We start from the raw sequence: 22,860 nt of genomic DNA on the forward strand, positions 1-22,860 counted from the left end.
GTATGCGTACAGTACAAGTATAAATTATCCCGGAGAATTTGCCAAGACTTAATAATTGGGATTATACCTGCCGCCTGCCTAATCTGCTGAACAGATAAGGATAGAGGACGAGCACCCATAAGACAAGCACGAAATACTCGGCCATCTTAGCGATGATGGAGGCCCCGGATAAAAGGGAAAAGACTTCCTTGATGACAAGTGCCAGCAGAAGCCCGGCGATGAGCTTCACGGCCTGGCTGCTGAAATGGCCTGTGCGGGTGCTGAACTTAAGACGGGTCCGCTCTATATAGTATCCGAGAGCGAAGCCAAGGCCGGCACCGGCGGCTTTGCAGCAGTCCGCCGCATATTTCATATCAATCGTGCCCCTGCCCTTCATTACTAGTGCATAGGCGGCGACGGCGAACGATATGGCTGCCAGCACACCGGCAATCATCTTTACATGCTGCGTTCCGTCCAGATAAAATCTTTGATAATGCCAGTTAATGCCGGAGACGGTTATGGATATGAGCATCGACACGATGACATCCTTCGGCGTGTGGACGCCGAGGTACATTCTGGAGAAGCCGATCAGCATAAATGCAAGTACGCAGAATACTTTGATCCAGGCTCTCCTTGCCTTAAGCGCAAGAGGGAAGAACAGGCAGGTAGCCCCCTGCGTGTGCCCGCTCGGAAAAGAATATCCCGTGGCACCGGGGACGGCGCTTTCCACAGCTTTGAACTGGGGGTCGAGCACCCACGGCCTCGGAACGCGGAATGTGATCTTCAGGCTTTGGACGAGCAGCCCGGCCGTGAAGTAGGTAAAGCCGAGCATATAAGCAAAGCGCTTATCCACGCACCAGTAAAGGGCGCAGATAACCGCTATGATGATGATTTCCTGTCCAAAATAAGTGATAAACTGCATCAGCCTGTCTAGGAAGGGTGTCCGCATGCCTTCCAGAAACGTTAAAAATGCCATTATTTTATTCCTCTTTTTCTCATTTTCGGATCTAAAATCTTTTTACGTATTCTGAGATTCTCAGGAGTGACCTCCAGAAGCTCATCGGTATCGATGAAGTCGAGGGCCTCCTCCAGGCTCAGAATCTTCGGCGATGTCAGACGGAGCGCTTCATCCGCTCCGGAAGAGCGGGTGTTGGTCAGATGCTTCATCCGGCAGACATTCAGCTCGATGTCTTCCGCCTTGCCGTTCTGTCCGATAACCATGCCGGAATATACCTTTTCGCCGGGACCGATAAAGAGCGTCCCCCGCTCCTGGGCACTGAAGAGCCCATAGGTGACGGATTCCCCTGTCTCGAATGCGATGAGCGAGCCCTGCTTTCTGTACTGGATATCGCCTTTATACGGTGCGTAGCCGTCGAATGACGTATTCAATATGCCGTTGCCCTTCGTATCGGTAAGAAATTCGCCCCGGTAGCCGATAAGCCCGCGTGCGGGGATGGAGAATTCCAGTCGGGTATACCCCCCGTTAGACGTTCCCATGCCGCGCAGCTCCCCTTTCCTCTGGCCGAGCTTTTCGATGACGACGCCGGTAAATTCATCCGGTACATCAATATATGCAGCTTCCATCGGTTCCAATAACTTGCCGTTCTCATCTTTTTTATACAGGACTTCCGCCTTGCTCACTGCAAATTCATATCCTTCGCGCCGCATGTTCTCGATAAGGACCGACAGGTGGAGCTCGCCGCGTCCGGACACCTTGAAGCTGTCCGTGCTGTCGGACTCTTCCACGCGCAGGCTTACGTCTGTATTCAGCTCTTTATAGAGCCTGTCCCTGAGGTGGCGGGATGTTACATACTTGCCTTCCTGTCCTGCGAATGGGCTGTCGTTTACGATAAACTGCATGGCGATGGTCGGCTCCGATATCTTCTGGAACGGAATAGCCTGCGGATTGTCCGGTGAACAGAGCGTATCTCCAATCGATATGTTAGAGATGCCGGAGATAGCCACGATAGAGCCTACGGAAGCCTCTTTTACATCTACCTTGCTCAATCCGTCAAATTCATATAATTTGCTGATACGTACCTTCTCTTTCCGTTCCGGGTCATGAGCATTGACGACGACCATGTCCTGGTTGACGCCGATCGTACCATTGTCTACCTTGCCGACACCGATCCGTCCTACATACTCATTGTAGTCGATCGTGCTGATCAGTACCTGGGTATCGGCATCCGGGTCACCCTCCGGCGCGGGAATATAGTCCAGTATCGTCTCGAAGAGCGGAAGCATGTTCTTCGGGCTGTCGTCCAGTTCTACGAGAGCATAACCCGCCTTCGCGGAAGCATAGACGAACGGACAGTCAAGCTGCTCGTCGTCGGCGTCCAGGTCGATGAAGAGCTCCAGCACTTCATCGATGACTTCTTCCGGACGCGCTTCCGGCCGGTCGATTTTATTGATACATACAATAACCGGGAGCTTTAATTCCAGCGCCTTTCTAAGTACGAACTTCGTCTGCGGCATGGCGCCTTCAAAGGCGTCTACTACGAGGACGACACCGTTAACCATCTTCAGCACGCGCTCCACCTCGCCTCCGAAGTCGGCATGTCCGGGGGTGTCGATGATATTGATTTTCGTCCCTTTGTAATAGACGGCGGTATTCTTAGAAAGGATGGTAATTCCACGTTCCCGCTCGATGTCATTAGAGTCCATGACACGTTCTTCTACTTCCTGATTCTCCCGGAATACGCCGCTTTGTTTCAGCAGCTCATCTACCAGAGTCGTCTTGCCATGATCGACATGGGCGATAATGGCTATATTACGTACATCTTCTCGTTTTGTCTTCATAAATAATTCCCTTTTCCTATACGATTTCTACCTATTTATTATATACAACTTTATTAGTTTACCACATTCTGCAGAATTTACAAGTACTCAATCGATTATAGATATTGCCTATATGACACATGGGAATTATGAATAAGCAAAAATATTGATACTTTTATAAGGATATAATATAGTGAAAAACGGTCATAACGTACCAAAGAGGAGGAAGAAGATGAATCTTAAATGGAAGACAAAAGAAGTAGTAATTGTAGCAATGGTTGCAGCAGTGGTAGGTGTCGTATATACGATTATGGATTATCTGTATATGCCGCTGTCCTCTCTGCTTGGGCCTGTTTTCATGGAATTGACGTTCGGCATATATCTGCTGTCTGCATCCCTGCCTATGTATATCGTCCGAAAGCCCGGCTTTGCATTGTTCGGCGCGCTTGTCACAGCATTTGTCAATCTGCTGATGGGCAGTGCTTATGGAATCCAGCTTATTCTTGCAGGTACGCTGCAGGCAGTTGGAATGGAAATCGGCTATGCAGTCTATAAGCGCTACGAGGGGAATATGGTCAATATGACAGTGGGGGCTGTGCTCGGCGCACTCTGTGTGCTTGGAAGAGACTGTGTAGTATTCGGCTATCTCACGTTAGGGGCAGCAACATTTACAGGTATTGTAATCGTAAGGCTTATCAGCGCAGTTGTCATCGGCATGCTTTTGACAAAAGGCATTACGGCAGGACTTAAGAAGACAGGGGTGCTGCGCGGCTTTAAGTGTGCACAGGTATAGCTGTTATGGAACAGTCGGTACATAAAAAAATAATTGAAATGGAACAGGTAAGCTTTGCCTATGACGGGGATGATTCCCCGGTATGGCAGGGCTTAAACTGTTATTTTGAGGAAGGTACGGTCAATCTGCTGCTTGGACCGAGCGGGTGCGGGAAAAGTACGCTTCTCTATATGCTGAACGGGATTGTCCCTAACTTTTATGAAGGAAAGGCTGAAGGACATATATGGTTTAGGGGAGAGGATATCCTGGAGAAGAAGACGAAAGATATGGTGCAATACGTGGGAATGGTATTCCAGAACCCGGAGACTCAGTTCTGTACATTTACGGTAGAGGACGAGCTTGCGTTTGGGCTGGAGAATGAGAATGCTCCAAGAGACGAGATAGACAGCCGCATTGACGAAGTGCTTGACATGGTAGGGATGGGGACGTTCCGCAAATCTCTGCTCACAAGCTTGTCGGGAGGGCAGAAGCAGAAGATTGCCATCGCATCCGTCCTCGTGATGCAGTCTGAGATTCTCATACTGGATGAGCCGACGGCAAACCTGGATGCAGTAAGCAGGACAGAAGTGTTCTCCCTTCTTAAGCAGCTGGTGGATAGGTATGGCAAGACCATCATACTCGTGGAACATAATCTGGAACAGCTGCTTGACAAGACTGGACATGTAATCGTGCTGGACGGTCAGAACAAGGTATGTCTGGAAGGCAGCGCGTCCCATGTTCTCCGAAACCTCGTGTACAATCCTGAATTCCGTAATCTCAATATCTTTCTCCCGGAGAAATATCTCATAGTGAAGGAGTGGATAAACGCGCTGGACCGTGTCCCCCAAGTGGTGGATTTTAGGGAACGACAGCTGGCGGGCAGAGGGGAAGCCATCTTGCCCATAGACGAGTTTGCAGGACTTTTCCAGAAACTGGCGGTGTTTTCTTCCGTGGATACGTGTAGCGGTACGGTTCATCGGCCCGGGGACAAGGTGGTGGAGGCATGTGGTCTCGGCTATGCATATCGGGGCAGGGAAGATGCTGTGCTGAAGCGTATTGATATAAGGATTGAAAGCAAAGATTTTGTTGCCGTCGTAGGAGCTAACGGAGCGGGCAAGTCAACATTCCTCAAAGTGCTGTTCCGGGTGCTTTTTCCGTATCAGGGATCTCTCCGGGTGGGTGGAAAAGAACTGGACGGTTATGACAAAAAATTGCTGTATCGTGATTTTGGCCTCGTATTTCAGAATCCGGAGGATCAGTTTGTGACGAACAAAGTTTATGATGAGCTGATGTTCAGCCTGAAGAAGTCAGGCATGGGTGAGGCAGAGAAGGAAAAGCGGGTAACCGATATGCTGGAAAGGTTCCATCTGTATTCTGAAAGGGAAAAGAGCCCGTTTCTCCTAAGCCAGGGACAAAAGCGCAGGCTGAGTGTGGCGGCCATGCTGCTGACAGGGCAGAAGGTTCTGATACTGGATGAGCCTACCTATGGTCAAGACTATGACAATCAAAGGGAACTCATGGAATTGATGCGTGAACTTAACAAGGAGGGTGTCACGATTATCGTTGTTACCCACGATATGGCGCTTGTGGCCGACTACGCAGATAAGGTAATCGTACTTGCGGATGGAAAGACAGAATTCTGCGGCCCCCCAGAAGATATATTTGATAACATGGACGCGGTTAAAAAGGGAAAGCTTCAGATCCCTTCTTCCTTGAGCTTTTCAAGAGAACTGCGCAGTTACGTGGAAGAGATTCCATCTTTTTTCAGCAGAGGCCGGATGACAGATTATCTGATTCGGTGTGTAAAGGAGGTCTGATCATGTTTACGTATGAGTGGAAAGATTCCTTCCTGCACAGGAGAAATCCTATCATAAAGTTAAGCCTGATAATTATTGTCACGATACTGATCAGCCTGTCACTGTTTCCTGCGCTGCCGCTCTGCACCTTTCTGATGACACTGTTGCTTGGGTGCATTGGAGGAAAAATCCCTATTGGAATCATACTGAAGAAAATGCGGGTATTTCTCGGCATAGGTATCGCCTTTATGGTATTTATGCTGATTATGAAAGGAATGGACGGAGGAGGAGATACCTGGCATATATGGATCTTCCATTGGAGCAGCAATGATCTGGTCAGCATACTGTCGCTTGGCATGAGGATCATATCCATTTCGCTCATGTCGCTTCTGTTTGTCGTTACTACAGACCCGAACGATCTTGTGCTGAGTCTCATCCTACAGATGGGCCTGTCTCCGGTACACGGCTATGCCGCGCTGGCGGCCTACCGTTTTCTTCCTACGCTGCAGGAGGAAATTGAGAACATAAAACTGGCACAAGAGATTCGGGGAATTGAGTGGGACAAAGGAGTTTTACGTCGCCTGGGCACTCCACTGCGCATTATGCTCCCGTTGTTGTGCAGCGCCGCCAGAAGGGGAGAACGTGTCGCGGCTGCTATGGAAAGCAGGGGGCTTGGCGCAGATATTGACAGAAGCTATTATAAGAGGACACAAATAGACAGGGCAGACTGGTTCTTCGCAGGCGGCACATGTCTGATATATGTGGCGTTGATAGGTATATTGATACATGCCGGCATGTTCCGGTTCAGTTTTGGATTTAATATAAAATGATTGGAGATGAAAGACGATGCCGTTTAAAAGTGAAAAGATAACATATGGACTTCCACGCGACGCATATGAGCAGGAGAAAATGAATGCACTGGCTGATGACTTGAAGGGGGCGGTAGGACTGGAAAAACAGCTGGCTGGCGTACAGTTTTTCTTTACGAAAGAAGCTTACGATGCCTGTGAGGTCCAAGAGATAAAAGGAGGGGCCCCATATTGCGTCATGGTTCAGAAGGCAATAAGAGGAATGGAGTTCAAATCCAGACTTGAGAACCACAAATGCGACGGGGGAACGACTGCCCTTGCGTTAGAAAAGAGTACGGACAGAATTGAAAGCGGAACAGAATACTATTCATATAACCTGTACGATTCTCCGGCAGCTGCAAGGAGGCTCAGAAACAGTATTAAAAGCCTGCATGCATACCAGCCGCTTACATATGGGATTGTTGTCCGTCCATTCGTAAATTGTACGGAGCAGCCCGATGTCATAATCGGAATTGTCAACGCATACCAGACGATGAGGATTATCCAGGGCTATGAATATTATTCGGGGATAAAACCGGAGATAGATATGGGTGCTATGCAGGGCATGTGTTCCGAGGTGACCGCAGTTCCATATATCACTGGGAATATGAACGTCAGCGTCCTCTGCCCAAGTACGAGAATGCTCTGCAGATGGAAGGAGTCTGATATGGCTGTTGGAATACCGTTCCATCAGTTTGAAAATATAGTAAAAGGGGTAATGGCAACAAAATATTAAAAAAAAAAGTTCTAAATCAGAATCTCTCTTCATAGACTAAATAGTGACCGTGAAATACGATTCAGAGGAAGGGAGATTGTAAAATTATGTCAGATAAGATTATTGAAAACAACCAGGTAACTATTATGGGAGAGGTAGCAGGAGGATTCACATTCAGCCATGAAGTATTCGGTGAAGGATTCTACATGGTGGATGTGCTCGTAAAGCGCCTCAGCAACTCGGAGGACCGGATTCCGCTCATGATATCAGAACGTCTCATCGACGTGACCCAGGACTATACCGGGGAATTTGTCATGGCAAGCGGACAGTTCCGCTCTTATAACAGACACGATGAACAAAAGAACAGGCTTGTGCTATCCGTATTCGTAAGAGAAGTGTCTTTTATAGAGGAAGAACTGGACGGTGCGAAGACGAACAGCATCTTCCTGGATGGTTACATATGTAAGCTGCCGGTGTACAGAAAGACTCCGCTTGGAAGAGAGATCGCAGACCTCCTGCTGGCGGTGAACAGGCCGTACGGCAAGTCAGATTACATACCATGCATATGCTGGGGCAGGAATGCCAGGTTCGCGTCTACTTTTGAGGTGGGAGAGCACGTGCAGGTCAACGGCAGGATCCAGAGCAGGGAATATGTGAAAAAGCTTTCTGAGACAGAGACTCAGAAACGCATCGCCTACGAGGTGTCGGTCAGCAAATTAGAATGTGTAGACGAATAGGAGCATTCAAGCCGGACAAGAGACTTTCATTGACATATTTTAGTATTAATGATAAAATTTTTATGAATCTTAATAATACATATTGGTGAAGGTCAGGAGGTTTAATATGGCTATATTTAAAGGTGCCGGGGTGGCGGTTGTCACACCGTTCAATGAAGACGGAAGCATCAATTATGATAGACTGGATGAGTTAATTGACTATCACTGTAACAATGGTACAGATAGTATTATAATATGTGGTACTACCGGGGAATCAGCCACGATGACAGAGGAAGAGCATCTGGAGTGCGTGAAGTTCGCGATAGAACGCACAAAGGGCAGGATTCCGGTCATTGCGGGGACGGGCTCCAACTGTACGAGGACAGCGGTAGATATGTCAAAAGATGCAGCCTGTTATGGGGCGGACGGCCTGCTTCTTGTGACGCCTTATTACAACAAGGCTACGCAGGCGGGGCTTATCGCTCATTACAAGGCAGTTGCGGAGGCTGTATCGGGGACACCGATTATTATGTACAGCGTTGCCAGCAGGACGGGATGCAATATCGAGCCGGCCACAGTGGCAGCATTAGTGAAAGAGACAGATAACATCGTGGGCATTAAAGAAGCGTCGGGAAACATATCTCAGATTGCCAAGATCATGTGTGCGACAGACGGCAATATCGACCTGTATTCCGGCAATGACGACCAGATCGTGCCGCTCATGTCACTGGGGGGGATAGGTGTCATCTCGGTACTGTCCAATATCGCCCCACAGCAGACACACGATATCTGTGAGAGATATTTAAGCGGGGATGTGCAGGAAAGCGCGAGGCTTCAGCTGAAAGCAATTCCGCTTGCCGCCGAGCTGTTCAGCGAAGTGAACCCGATTCCGGTGAAGCGGGCGATGAAGCTTATGGGAATGGACTGCGGTCCGGTCCGTATGCCGCTCACGGAACTTACGCCAGAACACGAGAAGACGCTGGCACAGGCGATGAAGGATTATGGAATCAAAGTAGTTCAGTAAACATAGATAGTAAATGAATGTGAAAAGGATATCATATGTTGAGTTTGCATGACAGATATGATATCCTTTTTTTAATAGTAAGTAAAGGAGATTATAAGATGGTCAGAGCGATAATGCACGGGTGCAACGGCAGGATGGGCCAGGTGATTACAGGACTTGTCCGTGAAGATGAAGGGATTGAAATTGTTGCGGGAATTGATGCATATACCGGGAGGGAAAATGCGTATCCTGTATTCGAGAGCATAGATAGCTGCGATGTGGAGGCAGATGTGGTCATCGACTTTTCCAACGCAGGGGCGACGGACGCGCTGCTTGACTACTGCACCGGCCGGAAGGTGCCGGTCGTGCTCTGTACGACAGGGCTGGCCCAAGAACAGCTCTCGAAGGTGGAAGAAGCGTCGGAGAAGGTAGCGGTGCTCAAATCCGCCAACATGTCTCTGGGAATCAACCTGCTTCTGAAGCTCGTAAAGGATGCGGCAAAGGTTCTTGCAGGCGCCGGTTTTGACGTAGAGCTGGTGGAGAGGCACCACAACCAGAAGGTCGACGCTCCGAGCGGGACAGCCATAGCGCTTGCAGATTCCATCAATGAGGCGATGGACGATGCGTATACATATGTATACGACAGAAGCCAGGTGCGTAAGATGAGGGATAAGAAAGAGCTTGGAATCTCGGCGGTGAGAGGTGGTACGATTGTAGGCGACCACGAGATTATCTTTGCCGGTGCAGACGAGGTGGTAGAGTTCAGGCATACGGCATACTCCAAAGCCATTTTTGGCAAGGGCGCGGTAGAAGCCGCCAAGTATCTGGCAGGGAAGCCGGCGGGACGGTACGATATGTCGGATGTAGTTGTGCTGTAAAGCAGACGGGAGGCGTTATGAAAGAGTTAGAAGAAAGATATCTGGAAAGGCTTTCGGAACTTTATCCAACCATTGCAAAAGCGTCGACGGAAATTATCAATCTGCAGGCTATCTTGAACCTTCCGAAGGGGACAGAGCATTTTCTGACGGATATCCACGGGGAATATGAGGCGTTTTCCCATGTGCTTAAGAACGGCTCTGGTTCCGTGCGCCGTAAAATCGATGATGTGTTCGGGAATACTATGAGTAGCAGAGATAAGCAGTCTTTTGCTACTCTTATTTATTACCCCGCGGAAAAGATGGAGCGGGTAAAACGGGAAGAGAGCAACATGGAGGACTGGTACCGGATTACGCTGTACCGCCTCATCGAAGTGTGCAAACGGGCTGCCAGCAAGTATACGCGTTCCAAGGTGCGCAAAGCGCTGCCGCAGGATTTCGCCTATGTCATCGAGGAGCTGATTACGGAGAAGGCGGAAGTGACGGATAAGGAATCTTACTACAATGCAATCGTGAATACGATCATCAGGACGGGCAGGGCCGAGAAGTTCATCGTCGCCATGAGCGAGCTGATCCAGAGGCTTACCGTGGATCATCTGCATATCGTCGGGGACATCTATGACCGGGGGCCGGGACCGCACATCATCATGGACAAACTGATGGACCACCATTCGGTCGACATCCAGTGGGGCAACCATGATGTGCTCTGGATGGGGGCTGCTGCAGGGCAGAGAGGATGTATCGCCAATGTAATCCGCATCTGCGCAAGGTACGGCAATCTGGATATATTGGAAGACGGATATGGAATCAATCTTCTGCCGCTTGCCACATTTGCCCTGAACACATATGAGGACGATGCGTGCGGATGCTTTAAGCTGAAAGGGGAGCCGAATTACAACCCGAACGAGATGCTGATGGACATCAAGATGCACAAGGCGATATCCATCATCCAGTTTAAGGTAGAAGGACAGGTCGTGAAAAAAAATCCGAGCTTCAAGATGGATGACAGGAACCTTCTGCATCATATCGACTATGATAAGGGAACGATAGAGATAGAAGGCAAGACATATGAACTGCTCGATACAAACTTCCCGACTATCGACCCGAAGCGTCCATACGCGCTGACGAAGGAAGAGGAAGATATCATGGAGCGGCTTGAGCAGGCCTTCCTTCACTGTGAAAAGCTGCAGCGGCACATGCGTTTCCTGCTGAATAAAGGCAGCCTTTATAAAGTGTATAACAACAATCTGCTGTACCACGGCTGCGTGCCGCTGAAAGAAGACGGCACGCTAAAGCCGGTCCGTATCTTCGGAAGGTCATACAAGGGCAGAAGCCTGTATGAAGTGCTGGAGAGCTATGTGAGGAAAGGGTTCTATGCGCTGGACGAAAAAGAAAAAGAGCGGGGCAAGGATATCATGTGGTATATCTGGCTGCACGAGAATTCCCCGCTGTTCGGCAAGGATAAGATGGCGACCTTCGAACGCTATTTCCTGGCAGACAAGGAGACGCACCGGGAGAAAAAAAATCCATATTATTCGATGCTGCAGGATGTAAGAGTCGTAGACAGGATACTGGCAGAGTTCGGTCTCCCTCCGGAAGGCACGCATATCATCAACGGCCACGTGCCCGTTAAGTCAAAGGATGGAGAGAACCCGGTAAAATGCGGGGGAAAAGTGCTTGTCATAGACGGAGGATTCTCCAGGGCTTATCAGAAAGAGACCGGAATAGCCGGATATACGCTAATCTACAACTCATACGGCCTGATTCTCGTGGCACATGAGCCGTTTGAGTCTACAGACGCGGCTATCGAAAAAGAAAGCGACATCCATTCTGACAGTACGATTGTCAAACGTGTCGTACAGCGGAAGATTGTCGGCGATACTGATGTAGGTAAAGAGCTGAAAGAACAGATAGCGGATCTGGAAGTGCTGCTGGAGGCATACAGAAGCGGCCGTATCGCCGAAAGAATGTAAAAAAATCCCACCTGCCCTGATGCATATATTTCTATTAACTGCAAATATTACTAGCAACAAGTAATACTTGATTTAATATGAATATACATGAAAGGGAGATTATGACATGAAACAGTTCAAGAAATTATTAGTGATGCTTATGTGTGTAGGCGTAATCATGGGGGTAACAGCATGCGGAAGCGACAAGGACGCTGCAGATAACGGAGCTACAAACAACACGACGACAGGAGACAATACAGGCGACGCCAACGACACGAATACGAATGACGCGACAGACGGCACACGTGATGAAGGTGTAGCAGACGAAATCGGAGACGACGTAAAAGACGGCGCAGACGATATCGCCGACGGTCTGAACGGTGACGATAACCGTGACAAGAACATGACAGACAAGAACGCGAACGATAAAGACGTCAAAGGTAACGCATCAGAGAACAAAGCAGACGACAGCAACAAGTAAGAAGCTGCATACCAATAAGACATGACAGGGGCGGACCGCCAAAGAGGAGGTCCGCCTTCTGGCGTATATAATAGAACAGGCGAAGCGGCGTATCGGTAAAAAACTTTGTTTCCGATATGAATTATGATATAATTTAAAATTATAAATATATACCAAAGGAGATACATAATAATGGCGAAAGAATTGCTGATGGGTAATGAAGCGATAGGCCTCGGGGCTATCCGCGCCGGCGTAAAGCTTGTATCCGGCTATCCGGGGACGCCGTCTACGGAGATTCTGGAGACCGTAGCTAAACATAACGACGGCGGCAGGATCCATGTGGAGTGGTCCGTCAATGAAAAGGCCGCGCTTGAGGTAGCGGCAGGCGGCGCATACGCGGGGGCGCGGACGATGGTTACGATGAAGCAGGTAGGGCTCAACGTTGCGTCCGATCCACTTATGAGCCTTGCATACGTCGGTGTAAAAGGAGGTATGGTCATCGTGGCCGCGGACGATCCCGGGCCCATATCCTCGCAGACGGAACAAGACACGAGGTGCTTTGCGGCATTCGCCAAGCTGCCGGTGTTCGATCCGTCATCTCCGGAGGAAGCATACGAGATGGTAGGGGAAGCCTTTGCGTATTCTGAGCGATACGGCACCCCTGTCCTGCTCCGCCCGACGACCCGTGTCTGTCACGGCTGCGCCACGGTGGATCTCGGTGAAGCTGCGGCAGAGAGGGAGCCGGAAGGATTCGTCAAGGATACGGGGCGGTGGGTCATATTCCCCCGCCTGTCCTACCAGAACCATATAAAGATTGAGGAGAGGAATGTAGAACTGTCACACCTGTTTTCTACTTATAGATACAATACGGTAGAGGGGAAGGACGGCATGAAAAAGGGCGTGGCGGCAGGCGGCATAAGCTATGCCTATGTGAAGGAATCGCTGCCCGGGGAAGTGAAGCTTCTGAAGATCGGCACGCCGCATCCTTTTCCCGAGACACTGGCTGTGAATTTTATGAGAGGGCTTGAGGAAGTGCTCGTCCTGGAGGAGCTTGACCCTGTCATTGAAAAGGAGCTGCTTCGGATTGCCGGCAAGTACCACCTTCCGGTAACGATAAAAGGAAAGCTCACCCAAGATACGAAAAATGCGGGGGAAAACAGCGTTGAAAGCGTGAGAGGGGACCTGGGAAGGTTCCTGCCTGAATACGGGGAGCTGGCGGCAGGAGACGCGGACGGGCCGGAAGAAACGCCGCCGCTCCCTGTCAGGCCTCCTGTCCTCTGTGCAGGATGCCCGCACCGCGCGTCCTTCTATGCGGTCAAGCAGGCGGCGAAAGGGCGGAAGGCCGTGTTTTCAGGAGACATCGGCTGCTATACGCTCGGCAATTCAAAGCCGTTGGATATGGTAGACACGTGCCTGTGCATGGGGGCGGATGTGACGATTGCACAGGGTCTGCATATTATCGAGCCTGACACGGTAAACTTTGCATTTATCGGCGACTCGACCTTCTTTGCCTCCGGGATGACGGGCGTGGTGAATGCGGTATATAACCAGACGGACATCATACTAGTCGTTCTGGACAATTCTACTACGGCCATGACGGGACATCAGCCGCACCCGGGGACCGGAAAGACGATGATGGGCGATGTGGTCGCCAAGATCAGTATCGAAAAGATTCTGGAGGCAGTCGGAGTCAGTACGATTGTAAACGCAGACCCGCTAAATCTGGCGGAAGCTGTTGGCGCGGTGAGGGAAGTGATGGATGAAAAGGGAGTGCGGGCGGTTATCTTCAAGTCTCCGTGTATTGCGGTTACAAAACCGGCCGCACGGTATGAGGTGAAGGAAGAAGCATGTACGCTGTGCAGGCAGTGCATCCGTGAGCTCGGCTGTCCGGCAATTGTCAGGACGGACGGGAAGATATCGATAGAGACGTCTCTTTGCACCGGTTGCGGCATCTGTGCCCAGGTGTGCAAGTTCCAGGCGATTCAGGAGGTGAATCAAGATGAATAAGAATTGTCTGCTTTGCGGCGTCGGAGGGCAGGGGGTCGTCCTTGCCTCCAAGCTGATAGCGTATGCAGCCATGGACAAAGGGCTTGACGTGCGCACGACCGAGACGATCGGCATGGCGCAGAGGGGAGGCTCTGTCGTGAGCCACGTGCGTATGGGAAAGCATATCCATTCTCCGCTCATTCCGTTTGGGAGCGCGGACGTCATCCTGGCATTTGAACCGGCGGAAGCTGTGAGGAACCTCCCTTACCTGAGGGAAGGCGGCGTGGTCATCGTCAATAAGAAGGCGGTGAAGCCGGTGACTGCCACGTTGAGCGGCAGCAGTTATGACGGGAAAGAGATGCTGTACTATCTGAAAGAGCATGTCAGCCGCCTCTGTATCGTGGACGGCACGGAACTGTGCAGTAAAGCAGGCTCGGCGAAAGTTATCAACGTGGCGCTTCTCGGCGTGGCTGCCGCAAGCAGGGTGCTGGATGTCACCCTGGAGGATATTCAGGCGGAGCTTCAGAAACGTGTGAAGCCACAGTTCGTTGCTATGAATATGAAAGCGCTGTCTCTCGGGGCAGAGGCGGCTCAGTGAGAGAGATAACATCGAAGGCCGGATAACCGGAGAAAGGGTTTTAGAAATGCAGATGACAGAATTACAGTTCAGGCTCATTAAGGAGAACTTGAAATTATTGACCTCCAAGCCTTGCTTCTATAAAGATAAGCTGGACGGGATCGACATAGCGTCGGTACAGTCGCAGGAAGACTTTGAAACGCTCCCGTTCACCTGGAAAGGCGACCTCAGGGAGGCGTATCCCCTTGGCCTTCAGGCGGTGCCGGATGAAGAGATCGTAAGGATCCACTCTTCTTCGGGGACGACGGGAACGCCCATAATCATCCCATATACGCAGAAGGATGTGGACGACTGGGCGAAGATGTTTGCCAGATGTTATGAGATGGCAGGCGTCACAGCGCTGGACCGCATACATATCACGCCCGGATACGGGCTGTGGACGGCAGGCATCGGTTTCCAGCTCGGTGCGGAATGGCTCGGAGCCATGGCGATTCCGATGGGGCCGGGCAATACGGATAAGCAGCTCCGTATGATGCGTGATATGAAGTCCACCGTACTGTGCGCCACTTCCTCATATGCGCTGCTTCTGGCGGAGGAGATCGCGAAAAGAGATATGACAGACAAGATATACCTTAAGAAAGGCGTCATCGGTTCCGAGCGGTGGGGAGAGAAGATGAGGAAGCGGATTGCCGATGAGCTCGGCGTGCAGCTCTATGACATATACGGGCTTACCGAGGTGTATGGTCCCGGTATCGCCATGAGCTGCGACTGTGAGTGCGGCATGCATTACTGGGATGATTATGTATATTTTGAAATCGTGGATCCAAAGACAGGGAAGAATGTACCGGACGGAGAGATAGGAGAGCTCGTCATCACGACGCTGCGCAAGCAGGGAGCCCCGCTCATCCGCTACCGCACCCATGACCTGACGAGGTTCATTCCGGGCGACTGTCCGTGCGGTTCCAGATATCCGAGAATCGACACGCTGATCGGGCGTACGGATGATATGGTGAAGGTCAAAGGCGTGAATATCTTCCCGAGCCAGATCGAGGATATGCTCAAAGGCGTCAAGGAGGCATCCAGCGAGTACCAGTTCATGCTCGACCATCTGAACGGCAAAGACGTGTGTACGCTGTTCGTGGAAGTGAATGGAGGCGTGGAGCTCAAAGAAGCCGCAAAGGTAATCCAGAAGGAATTCAAAGAGAAGATAGGAATCACTACGAATGTGAAACCGGTGGCAATCGGCGACCTTCCACGCAGCGAGAAGAAGTCGACGAGAATATTCGACAACCGGTATTAGGAGGATGAGATGCGTTTTCGACCATGTATCGATATACATAACGGCAAAGTGAAGCAGATTATAGGCGGAAGCCTGACAGACGACCAGGACCGCGCCAGGGAGAACTTCTCCTCCGCATGTGGGGCGGCGTATTATGCAGACCTGTATAAAAGAGACGGGCTTAAGGGAGGCCATGTCATACTCCTGAACCCCGTGTCGTCGGAATATTACGGGGAGACCAGGGCACAGGCGCTTGAGGCTCTGTCCGCTTATCCGGAAGGCCTGCAGATCGGGGGCGGCGTCACAGCGAAGAACGCAAAGGATTATATCGCGCATGGAGCGAGCCATGTCATCGTAACGTCCTATGTGTTCCGGGACGGCGCGGTGCGGTGGGAGCGGCTCCGGGAACTGGAACGTGCCGCAGGCAGGGAACATGTGGTCATCGATTTGAGCTGCCGCAGGAAGGACGGGGCATATTATATCGTGACAGACCGGTGGCAGAAGTTCACGGACGTGGAACTGACGCCCTGCGTTCTGGATGAGATAGCCGGGTACTGCGATGAATTTCTTGTGCACGGGGTGGACGTGGAAGGACGTGTTTCCGGTATGGAAGAAGGGCTTGTACGTATGCTTGGGAGCTTTAAGGGAATTCCGGTGACATATGCGGGGGGCATCGGAAGCCTTGAGGATCTGGAGCATTTCCGGGAGGTGTCGGGCGGCGGCGTGGACTTTACGATAGGAAGCGCCCTGGATCTGTTCGGCGGAACTGTGCCGTATGACACGGTGAAGCAATACAGATGACGAGTAATTAACAGTTTGTGAACTCTTTATAAACGGGTTGAATTGGAGTTTGTATAGTGCTAGAATGAGGGATAGAGTAAATTTACGGACAAGGAGTAAACACGCAGTATGGGTTTAATACAGAAAATATTTGGAACGCACAGCGAGAACGAGCTGAAGAGAATCTATCCGATAGCAGACGCTATCGAGGCGCTGGAGCCTGAGATACAGAAGCTCACAGACAGCGAGCTGAAAGATAAGACACGGGAATTCAAAGAGAGGCTGAAGGAAGGAAAGACGCTTGACGACATCCTTCCGGAGGCTTTTGCCGTTGTCAGGGAAGCTGCGGTGAGGACGCTTGGGATGAAGCACTACAGGGTGCAGCTCATCGGCGGCATTATACTGCATCAGGGGCGTATCGCGGAGATGAAGACCGGTGAAGGAAAGACGCTCGTGTCGACCCTGCCTGCATATCTGAACGCTCTGGCCGGTGATGGCGTGCACATCGTCACGGTCAATGACTACCTGGCAAAGCGTGACGCTGAATGGATGGGGCAGGTGCACGAATTTCTCGGTCTGAAGGTCGGCGTCGTGCTCAACAGCATGGATAATGACGAGCGCCGGGAGGCTTATAACTGCGATATCACCTATGTGACGAACAATGAGCTCGGATTTGATTATCTGAGAGACAATATGGTCATCTACAAAGAGCAGCTTGTGCAGAGAGGGCTTAAGTTTGCCATCATCGATGAGGTCGACTCCGTATTGATCGACGAGGCGAGGACGCCGCTCATCATATCCGGGCAGAGCGGGAAATCCACGAAGCTGTATGAAGCCTGTGATATCCTGGCACGCCAGCTGGAACGCGGCGAGGCAAGCGGAGAGTTCTCCAAGATGAACGCGATCATGGGAGAGGACATCGAGGAGTCGGGAGACTTTATCGTCAATGAAAAAGAGAAGAATATCAACCTCACCGAAGATGGTGTGAAGAAGGTAGAGAAGTTTTTCCATATCGAGAACCTGGCAGATCCGGAGAACCTGGAGATTCAGCACAATATCATACTGGCACTGCGGGCGCATAACCTGATGTTCCGCGACCAGGACTATGTCGTGAAGGAAGATCAGGTACTGATTGTAGATGAATTCACCGGCCGTATCATGCCGGGGCGCCGATATTCCGACGGCCTTCATCAGGCCATCGAGGCGAAGGAGCACGTCAAGGTCAAGAGAGAGAGCAAGACGCTGGCGACGATCACGTTCCAGAACCTGTTCAACAAATTTGACAAGAAATCAGGTATGACAGGTACCGCGCTCACGGAAGAAAAAGAGTTCCGGGATATCTACGGCATGGACGTCGTGGAGATCCCTACGAATGTGGAAGTACAGAGGATAGATCTGGAAGATGCCGTGTACAAGACGCAGAAGGAGAAGTTCCGGGCCGTGTGCGATGAGATAGAAGCGGCGCACGCCAAGCATCAGCCGGTGCTTGTCGGCACGATTACGATCGAGACATCGGAGCTTCTGAGCAGCATGCTGAAAAAACGGGGCATCCCGCACAATGTGCTGAATGCGAAGTATCATGAGCAGGAGGCGGAAATCGTCGCACAGGCCGGTATCCATGACGCGGTGACGATAGCGACCAACATGGCAGGACGTGGTACGGACATCAAGCTGGACGACGAGGCAAGGGCTGCCGGAGGCCTGAAGATTATCGGTACGGAGCGGCATGAGGCGAGGCGTATCGACAATCAGCTGCGCGGACGTTCCGGACGTCAGGGCGATCCGGGAGAGTCCAGGTTCTACATCTCATTGGAGGACGATCTGATGCGCCTGTTCGGTTCGGAGAGGCTGATGAACATATTTACGACGCTTGGCGTGGAAGACGGAGAACAGATAGAGCACAAGATGCTCTCCAATGCCATCGAGAAGGCGCAGCAGAAGATTGAGAGCAACAACTTCGGCATCCGTAAGAATCTGCTCGAATATGACCAGGTCATGAATGAGCAGAGAGAGATTATATATGAAGAGAGACGCCGCGTGCTGGACGGAGACAATATGCGTGACTCCATCTTCCACATGATCAACGATTATGTGGAGAACGTGGTGGACATGATAGTCTCTGTGGACGACGAGCCGGAAGACTGGAACCTTCAGGAACTGAACATGACGATCCACAATGTAGTTCCGATGGAGCCTGTCACGGAAGAGGATATCAAGGATATAAGCCAGAAGGAATTGAAGCATATGCTCAAAGAGCGTGCGGTGAAGTCTTATGAACTGAAAGAGACGGAATTCCCGGAACCGGAGCATCTGCGTGAAGTGGAGCGTGTCGTTCTGCTGAAGGTGATCGATGCCAAGTGGATGGACCACATCGACGATATGGACCAGCTGCGCCAGGGAATCGGACTGCAGGCATATGGACAGAGAGACCCGAAGGTGGAGTACAAGATGCTCGGATATGATATGTTCGGAGCTATGACAAAAAGCATCACCGAGGATACGATACGTACCCTGTTCCATGTGAGGATCGAACAGAAGGTAGAGCGGGAACAGGTAGCCAAGGTGACCGGCACGAACAAGGACGAGAGCGCGGTGCGCGGACCGAAGCGGCGCGCGGAGAAGAAGGTGTATCCGAACGATCCGTGTCCGTGCGGAAGCGGCAAGAAATATAAGCAGTGCTGTGGGCGCAAGTAAGAGAAGATATAGGAATAAAAATATTTAGAAATCAGAGATTAAGATAGAAAGAGGTGACAACGTGGTTGAATTAGATGCATTTAAAAGTATCATGAATGCTTATGAAGAACCTCTTGCCGAGATGAGGGATTCACTTTGACGTCTCTGGCAAAGAGAAACGAATCGAAGAGCTGGAGAGGAAGATAGAAGAGCCGGGCTTCTGGGACAGACCGGAAGAATCGCAGCAGGTGATGAAGGAACTCAAGGACCTGCAGGAGCTCGTAAAGACGATTCATGCATTGTATGACGGATATGAAGATATCAATCTGCTCATCGAGATGTCTTACGAGGAAAATGACGCCTCTGCAGTGAATGAGATGGAAGCGGAGATCCATAATTTTGAAGAACGGTTCGAGGAGCTGCGGATCAGGACGCTCCTTTCGGGAGAGTATGACGCGTGCAACGCGATCGTGACGATCCATGCCGGCGCCGGAGGGACGGAGTCGTGCGACTGGGCGGGCATGCTCTACCGCATGTACAGCCGTTTTGCAGAGCGCAAAGGCTATGCGGTGGAAGTGCTTGACTATCTGGACGGCGATATCACAGGCATCAAGACGGTCACATTTGAAGTCAGAGGCGAGAATGCCTACGGATATCTGAAGTCAGAGAAAGGGGTGCACCGTCTCGTGCGGATCTCTCCGTTCAATGCGGCCGGCAAGCGGCAGACTTCCTTTGCTTCTTGTGATGTGGTCCCCGACATCGAGGATGAGATCGACATCGAGATTGCGGACGAGGAGCTTAAGATAGACACGTACCGGGCAAGCGGTGCAGGCGGACAGCATGTCAACAAGACATCCTCTGCCATCCGCATCACCCATCTGCCGACAGGCATCGTCGTCCAGTGCCAGAACGAACGTTCCCAGCACTTCAACAAGGAGAAGGCGATGCAGATGCTGAAAGTCAAGCTGCAGCTTCTGAAGGAGCAGGAACAGGCGGAAAAGGTGTCAGACATAAGGGGAGAGGTAAAAGAGATCGGCTTCGGCAACCAGATACGCTCTTATGTCATGCAGCCATACACTCTGGTGAAGGACCACCGCACCAGCGAGGAATGCAGTAATGTTACGGCAGTGCTGGACGGAAGCATCGATATGTTTATCAATGCATACCTGAAGCATTCAGCAAACAGCTAGAGGGAGGAAGATATGGTAGATATAGCAGTTATGGGATATGGAACCGTCGGTTCCGGTGTCGTGGAAGTCGTCAATACGAACGGCGCCCGCATCAGCCAGAGGATCGGCGACGAGCTGAATATAAAGTATGTGCTGGATCTGAAGGAGTTTCCGGGCGATCCGGTGCAGGATAAGATTGTCCATGATTTCGAGACCATTGTCAATGATGATGAGATCAAGATCGTCGTGGAGGTCATGGGAGGAATCGAGCCCGCGTACACCTTTGTAAAGCGGTGCCTACAGGCAGGAAAGAGCGTTGCCACGTCGAACAAGGCGCTTGTCGCAAAGCACGGCGCGGAACTTCTGTCCATCGCGAAGGACCGGGGCATCAACTTCCTGTTCGAGGCGAGCGTGGGAGGCGGCATACCGATCATCCGCCCGCTGAACTCTTCGCTGACGGCGGATGAGATTGAGGAGATTACCGGCATCCTGAACGGTACGACCAACTATATGATGACAAAGATGTTCTATGAGGGAGCAGACTACGATGAAGTGCTGAAGGAAGCACAGGAGAACGGGTTCGCGGAGCGCAATCCGGAAGCGGACGTGGAAGGCTATGACGCGTGCAGGAAGATAGCGATCCTGTCATCGCTCATCTCAGGGCAGCAGGTTGACTTTGAAGATATCTACTGTGAAGGCATCACGGAGATTACGGCGGAAGATATGAAGTATGCCAAGGCGATGGGGACGACGATCAAGCTTCTGGCGTCCAGCAAGCGGCGCGGCAACCGTCTGCACGCGATCGTGGCTCCATGCATGCTCTATCCGGGGCATCCGCTCTATAACGTGAACGGCGTATTCAATGCCATCTTCGTGCACGGCAACGTGCTCGGCGATGCGATGTTCTACGGCAGCGGTGCAGGCAAGCTTCCGACCGCCAGCGCCGTGGTGGCTGATGTGGTGGACGCTGCAAAGCATCTGAGCCGCAATATCATGACGATGTGGAAGCAGGATAAGCTTAAGCTCGAAGACAAGGCGGACGCCAAACGGCGCTTCTTCATCCGCATGAAGGGTGATGCACAGGAGATGCTGGCTGACCTCAAAGACTCTTTCGGTGATATAGAGATCATTCATGCAGACGGACTGGACGATGAATTCGGATTCATCACTCCTGTCATGATGGAAGGGGATTATGATACGAGGGCAAGGATATATAAAGATGAGATACTGCATATGATACGGATTCAAGAATAGGGCGGACAGGGAGGTAGCATGAAATACATAATCGTGTTGAGTGACGGCATGGCAGGCCGTCCGCTTAAAGAACTGGGAGGAAAGACGACGCTTGCCGCCGCTCGTACGCCGGTCATGGACCGGCTTGCACGGAAGGCGGAAGTAGGGATGGTATCCATGGTGCCGGAAGGTATGGCGCCGGGAAGCGACACAGCCAATCTTGCCGTGATGGGATATGACCCGAAGATATACTATACAGGACGGTCTCCGCTGGAGGCGCTCAGCATCGGTGTGGATATGGAAGATACAGACGTGTCTTTCCGGTGCAATATCGTGACGCTGTCCGAGGAGGACTGCGCATATGAGGAACGGACCATTATCGACCACAGTTCCGGTGAGATCAGTACGCAAGATGCAGCGGTGCTGCTGGAGGCGCTGAGAGACGGGCTGGAGAGAGAAGGGTACCGTTTTTACACAGGTACGAGCTACCGCCATCTGCTCATTTGGAAACAGGGGGAAGCTGTGGACCTGACGCCTCCCCACGATATCCTGACGAAGAAGATTGGCGCATATCTGCCGGACGATGCGGTCCTTCGGGAGATGATGGCTAAGAGCTATGATATACTGGAAAATCACCCGATTAACGTGGAGCGCAGATCGAAGGGGCTACATCCTGCCAACTCCGCATGGTTCTGGGGGGCAGGGAAACGTCCGGCCCTCAAGTCCTTTGAAGAGATGACGGGATGCAGAGGCGTCATGATATCTGCGGTTGACCTGCTTAAGGGAATCGCGGTCGGAGCAGGGATGGACTGTATAGAGGTAGAAGGAGCGGACGGCGGGCTGAATACGAATTATGCCGGAAAGGCTATGGCAGCGGTAGACGCACTGACGAACGGCGGCTATGATTTCGCCTATATCCATGTAGAGGCTCCGGACGAGATGGGGCACCAGGGCATCGTAGAAGATAAAATTACAGCGATAGAGAGGGTAGACGGACTCGTTGCAGGGAAGATTACAGAAGGCATGGAACGCGCCGGTGCAGATTACAGGATACTTGTGCTTCCTGACCACCCTACCCCGATAGAAGTCCGCACCCACACGGGAGACCCGGTCCCGTATCTTCTGTATGACAGCACCGCGCCTGCGGGAGGTACGGATGCGTATGATGAGAAGACGGCTTCCGGGACAGGGATATACTGGCCGGACGGTTACAGATTGATTGGGCATCTGCTCGACGGGGCACAGTCATAAAAGAGGAATGCGGGAGGA

General features: G+C 51.4%; 19 protein-coding genes. 17 read left to right on the top strand and 2 right to left on the bottom strand.

Annotated elements, in window-relative coordinates:
* Nucleotides 1–61 precede the first annotated feature (61 nt).
* Nucleotides 62–955, bottom strand: coding sequence for a phosphatase PAP2 family protein (locus tag E1963_RS00210; RefSeq protein ID WP_132273766.1), 894 nt, complete (start codon nt 953–955; stop codon nt 62–64).
* On the bottom strand, nt 955–2,778 hold the full coding sequence (gene typA, locus E1963_RS00215) for a translational GTPase TypA (RefSeq protein WP_132273769.1): 1,824 nt from the start codon (nt 2,776–2,778) through the stop codon (nt 955–957). The genes E1963_RS00210 and typA overlap by 1 nt, the downstream gene beginning before the upstream one ends.
* A gap of 211 nt (nt 2,779–2,989) precedes the next feature.
* Here typA and E1963_RS00220 point away from each other — a divergent pair, with 211 nt between their 5' ends.
* From E1963_RS00220 to E1963_RS00300, 17 genes are all read left to right on the top strand, one after another.
* Nucleotides 2,990–3,550: an ECF transporter S component gene (locus E1963_RS00220; protein ID WP_132273772.1), complete on the top strand. Its 561-nt coding sequence runs from the start codon at nt 2,990–2,992 to the stop codon at nt 3,548–3,550.
* Between the two features lie 5 nt (nt 3,551–3,555).
* Complete coding sequence (locus E1963_RS00225) at nt 3,556–5,346, top strand: ABC transporter ATP-binding protein (RefSeq protein ID WP_132273775.1); 1,791 nt, start codon at nt 3,556–3,558, stop codon at nt 5,344–5,346.
* A gap of 2 nt (nt 5,347–5,348) precedes the next feature.
* Nucleotides 5,349–6,155: an energy-coupling factor transporter transmembrane component T family protein gene (locus E1963_RS00230; protein WP_132273778.1), complete on the top strand. Its 807-nt coding sequence runs from the start codon at nt 5,349–5,351 to the stop codon at nt 6,153–6,155.
* 16 nt (nt 6,156–6,171) lie between these two features.
* Nucleotides 6,172–6,909, top strand: coding sequence for a DUF169 domain-containing protein (locus E1963_RS00235; RefSeq protein ID WP_132273781.1), 738 nt, complete (start codon nt 6,172–6,174; stop codon nt 6,907–6,909).
* Nucleotides 6,910–6,995: 86 nt separating this feature from the next.
* Nucleotides 6,996–7,625, top strand: a complete 630-nt coding sequence (locus E1963_RS00240) for a single-stranded DNA-binding protein (RefSeq protein ID WP_049727416.1) — start codon at nt 6,996–6,998, stop codon at nt 7,623–7,625.
* Between the two features lie 106 nt (nt 7,626–7,731).
* Nucleotides 7,732–8,628: a 4-hydroxy-tetrahydrodipicolinate synthase gene (gene dapA / locus E1963_RS00245; RefSeq protein WP_049727417.1), complete on the top strand. Its 897-nt coding sequence runs from the start codon at nt 7,732–7,734 to the stop codon at nt 8,626–8,628.
* A gap of 98 nt (nt 8,629–8,726) precedes the next feature.
* Nucleotides 8,727–9,485, top strand: a complete 759-nt coding sequence (gene dapB, locus E1963_RS00250) for a 4-hydroxy-tetrahydrodipicolinate reductase (RefSeq protein ID WP_132273784.1) — start codon at nt 8,727–8,729, stop codon at nt 9,483–9,485.
* A 17-nt stretch (nt 9,486–9,502) separates the two neighbouring features.
* Nucleotides 9,503–11,455, top strand: coding sequence for a fructose-1,6-bisphosphatase (locus E1963_RS00255; protein ID WP_132273787.1), 1,953 nt, complete (start codon nt 9,503–9,505; stop codon nt 11,453–11,455).
* Nucleotides 11,456–11,561: 106 nt separating this feature from the next.
* Nucleotides 11,562–11,915: a hypothetical protein gene (locus E1963_RS00260; protein ID WP_132273790.1), complete on the top strand. Its 354-nt coding sequence runs from the start codon at nt 11,562–11,564 to the stop codon at nt 11,913–11,915.
* A gap of 171 nt (nt 11,916–12,086) precedes the next feature.
* On the top strand, nt 12,087–13,901 hold the full coding sequence (gene iorA, locus E1963_RS00265; protein ID WP_132273793.1) for an indolepyruvate ferredoxin oxidoreductase subunit alpha: 1,815 nt from the start codon (nt 12,087–12,089) through the stop codon (nt 13,899–13,901).
* On the top strand, nt 13,894–14,478 hold the full coding sequence (locus E1963_RS00270; RefSeq protein WP_132273796.1) for an indolepyruvate oxidoreductase subunit beta: 585 nt from the start codon (nt 13,894–13,896) through the stop codon (nt 14,476–14,478). Before iorA ends, E1963_RS00270 begins: the two co-directional genes overlap by 8 nt.
* A gap of 46 nt (nt 14,479–14,524) precedes the next feature.
* Complete coding sequence (locus tag E1963_RS00275) at nt 14,525–15,757, top strand: phenylacetate--CoA ligase family protein (protein ID WP_132273799.1); 1,233 nt, start codon at nt 14,525–14,527, stop codon at nt 15,755–15,757.
* Nucleotides 15,758–15,766: 9 nt separating this feature from the next.
* A complete protein-coding gene (hisA, locus tag E1963_RS00280) occupies nt 15,767–16,537 on the top strand; it encodes a phosphoribosylformimino-5-aminoimidazole carboxamide ribotide isomerase (RefSeq protein WP_132273802.1) in 771 nt (256 codons plus the stop codon).
* A 108-nt stretch (nt 16,538–16,645) separates the two neighbouring features.
* Entirely contained in the window at nt 16,646–19,210 is a 2,565-nt protein-coding gene (gene secA / locus E1963_RS00285) for a preprotein translocase subunit SecA (RefSeq protein WP_132273805.1), read from the top strand.
* A gap of 61 nt (nt 19,211–19,271) precedes the next feature.
* Nucleotides 19,272–20,379 (top strand): peptide chain release factor 2 gene (gene prfB, locus E1963_RS00290; RefSeq protein ID WP_414655363.1). Its coding sequence is split into 2 segments (ribosomal slippage): nt 19,272–19,334 and nt 19,336–20,379, totalling 1,107 coding nucleotides; the frame shifts between segments, so codons are not numbered across the junction.
* Nucleotides 20,380–20,391: 12 nt separating this feature from the next.
* Nucleotides 20,392–21,612, top strand: coding sequence for a homoserine dehydrogenase (locus tag E1963_RS00295; protein WP_132273811.1), 1,221 nt, complete (start codon nt 20,392–20,394; stop codon nt 21,610–21,612).
* 18 nt (nt 21,613–21,630) lie between these two features.
* Nucleotides 21,631–22,842, top strand: coding sequence for a cofactor-independent phosphoglycerate mutase (locus E1963_RS00300; protein WP_132273813.1), 1,212 nt, complete (start codon nt 21,631–21,633; stop codon nt 22,840–22,842).
* The last annotated feature ends 18 nt before the right edge of the window (nt 22,843–22,860 follow it).

The organism is Extibacter muris, from assembly GCF_004345005.1.
Taxonomy (GTDB): domain Bacteria; phylum Bacillota; class Clostridia; order Lachnospirales; family Lachnospiraceae; genus Extibacter; species Extibacter muris.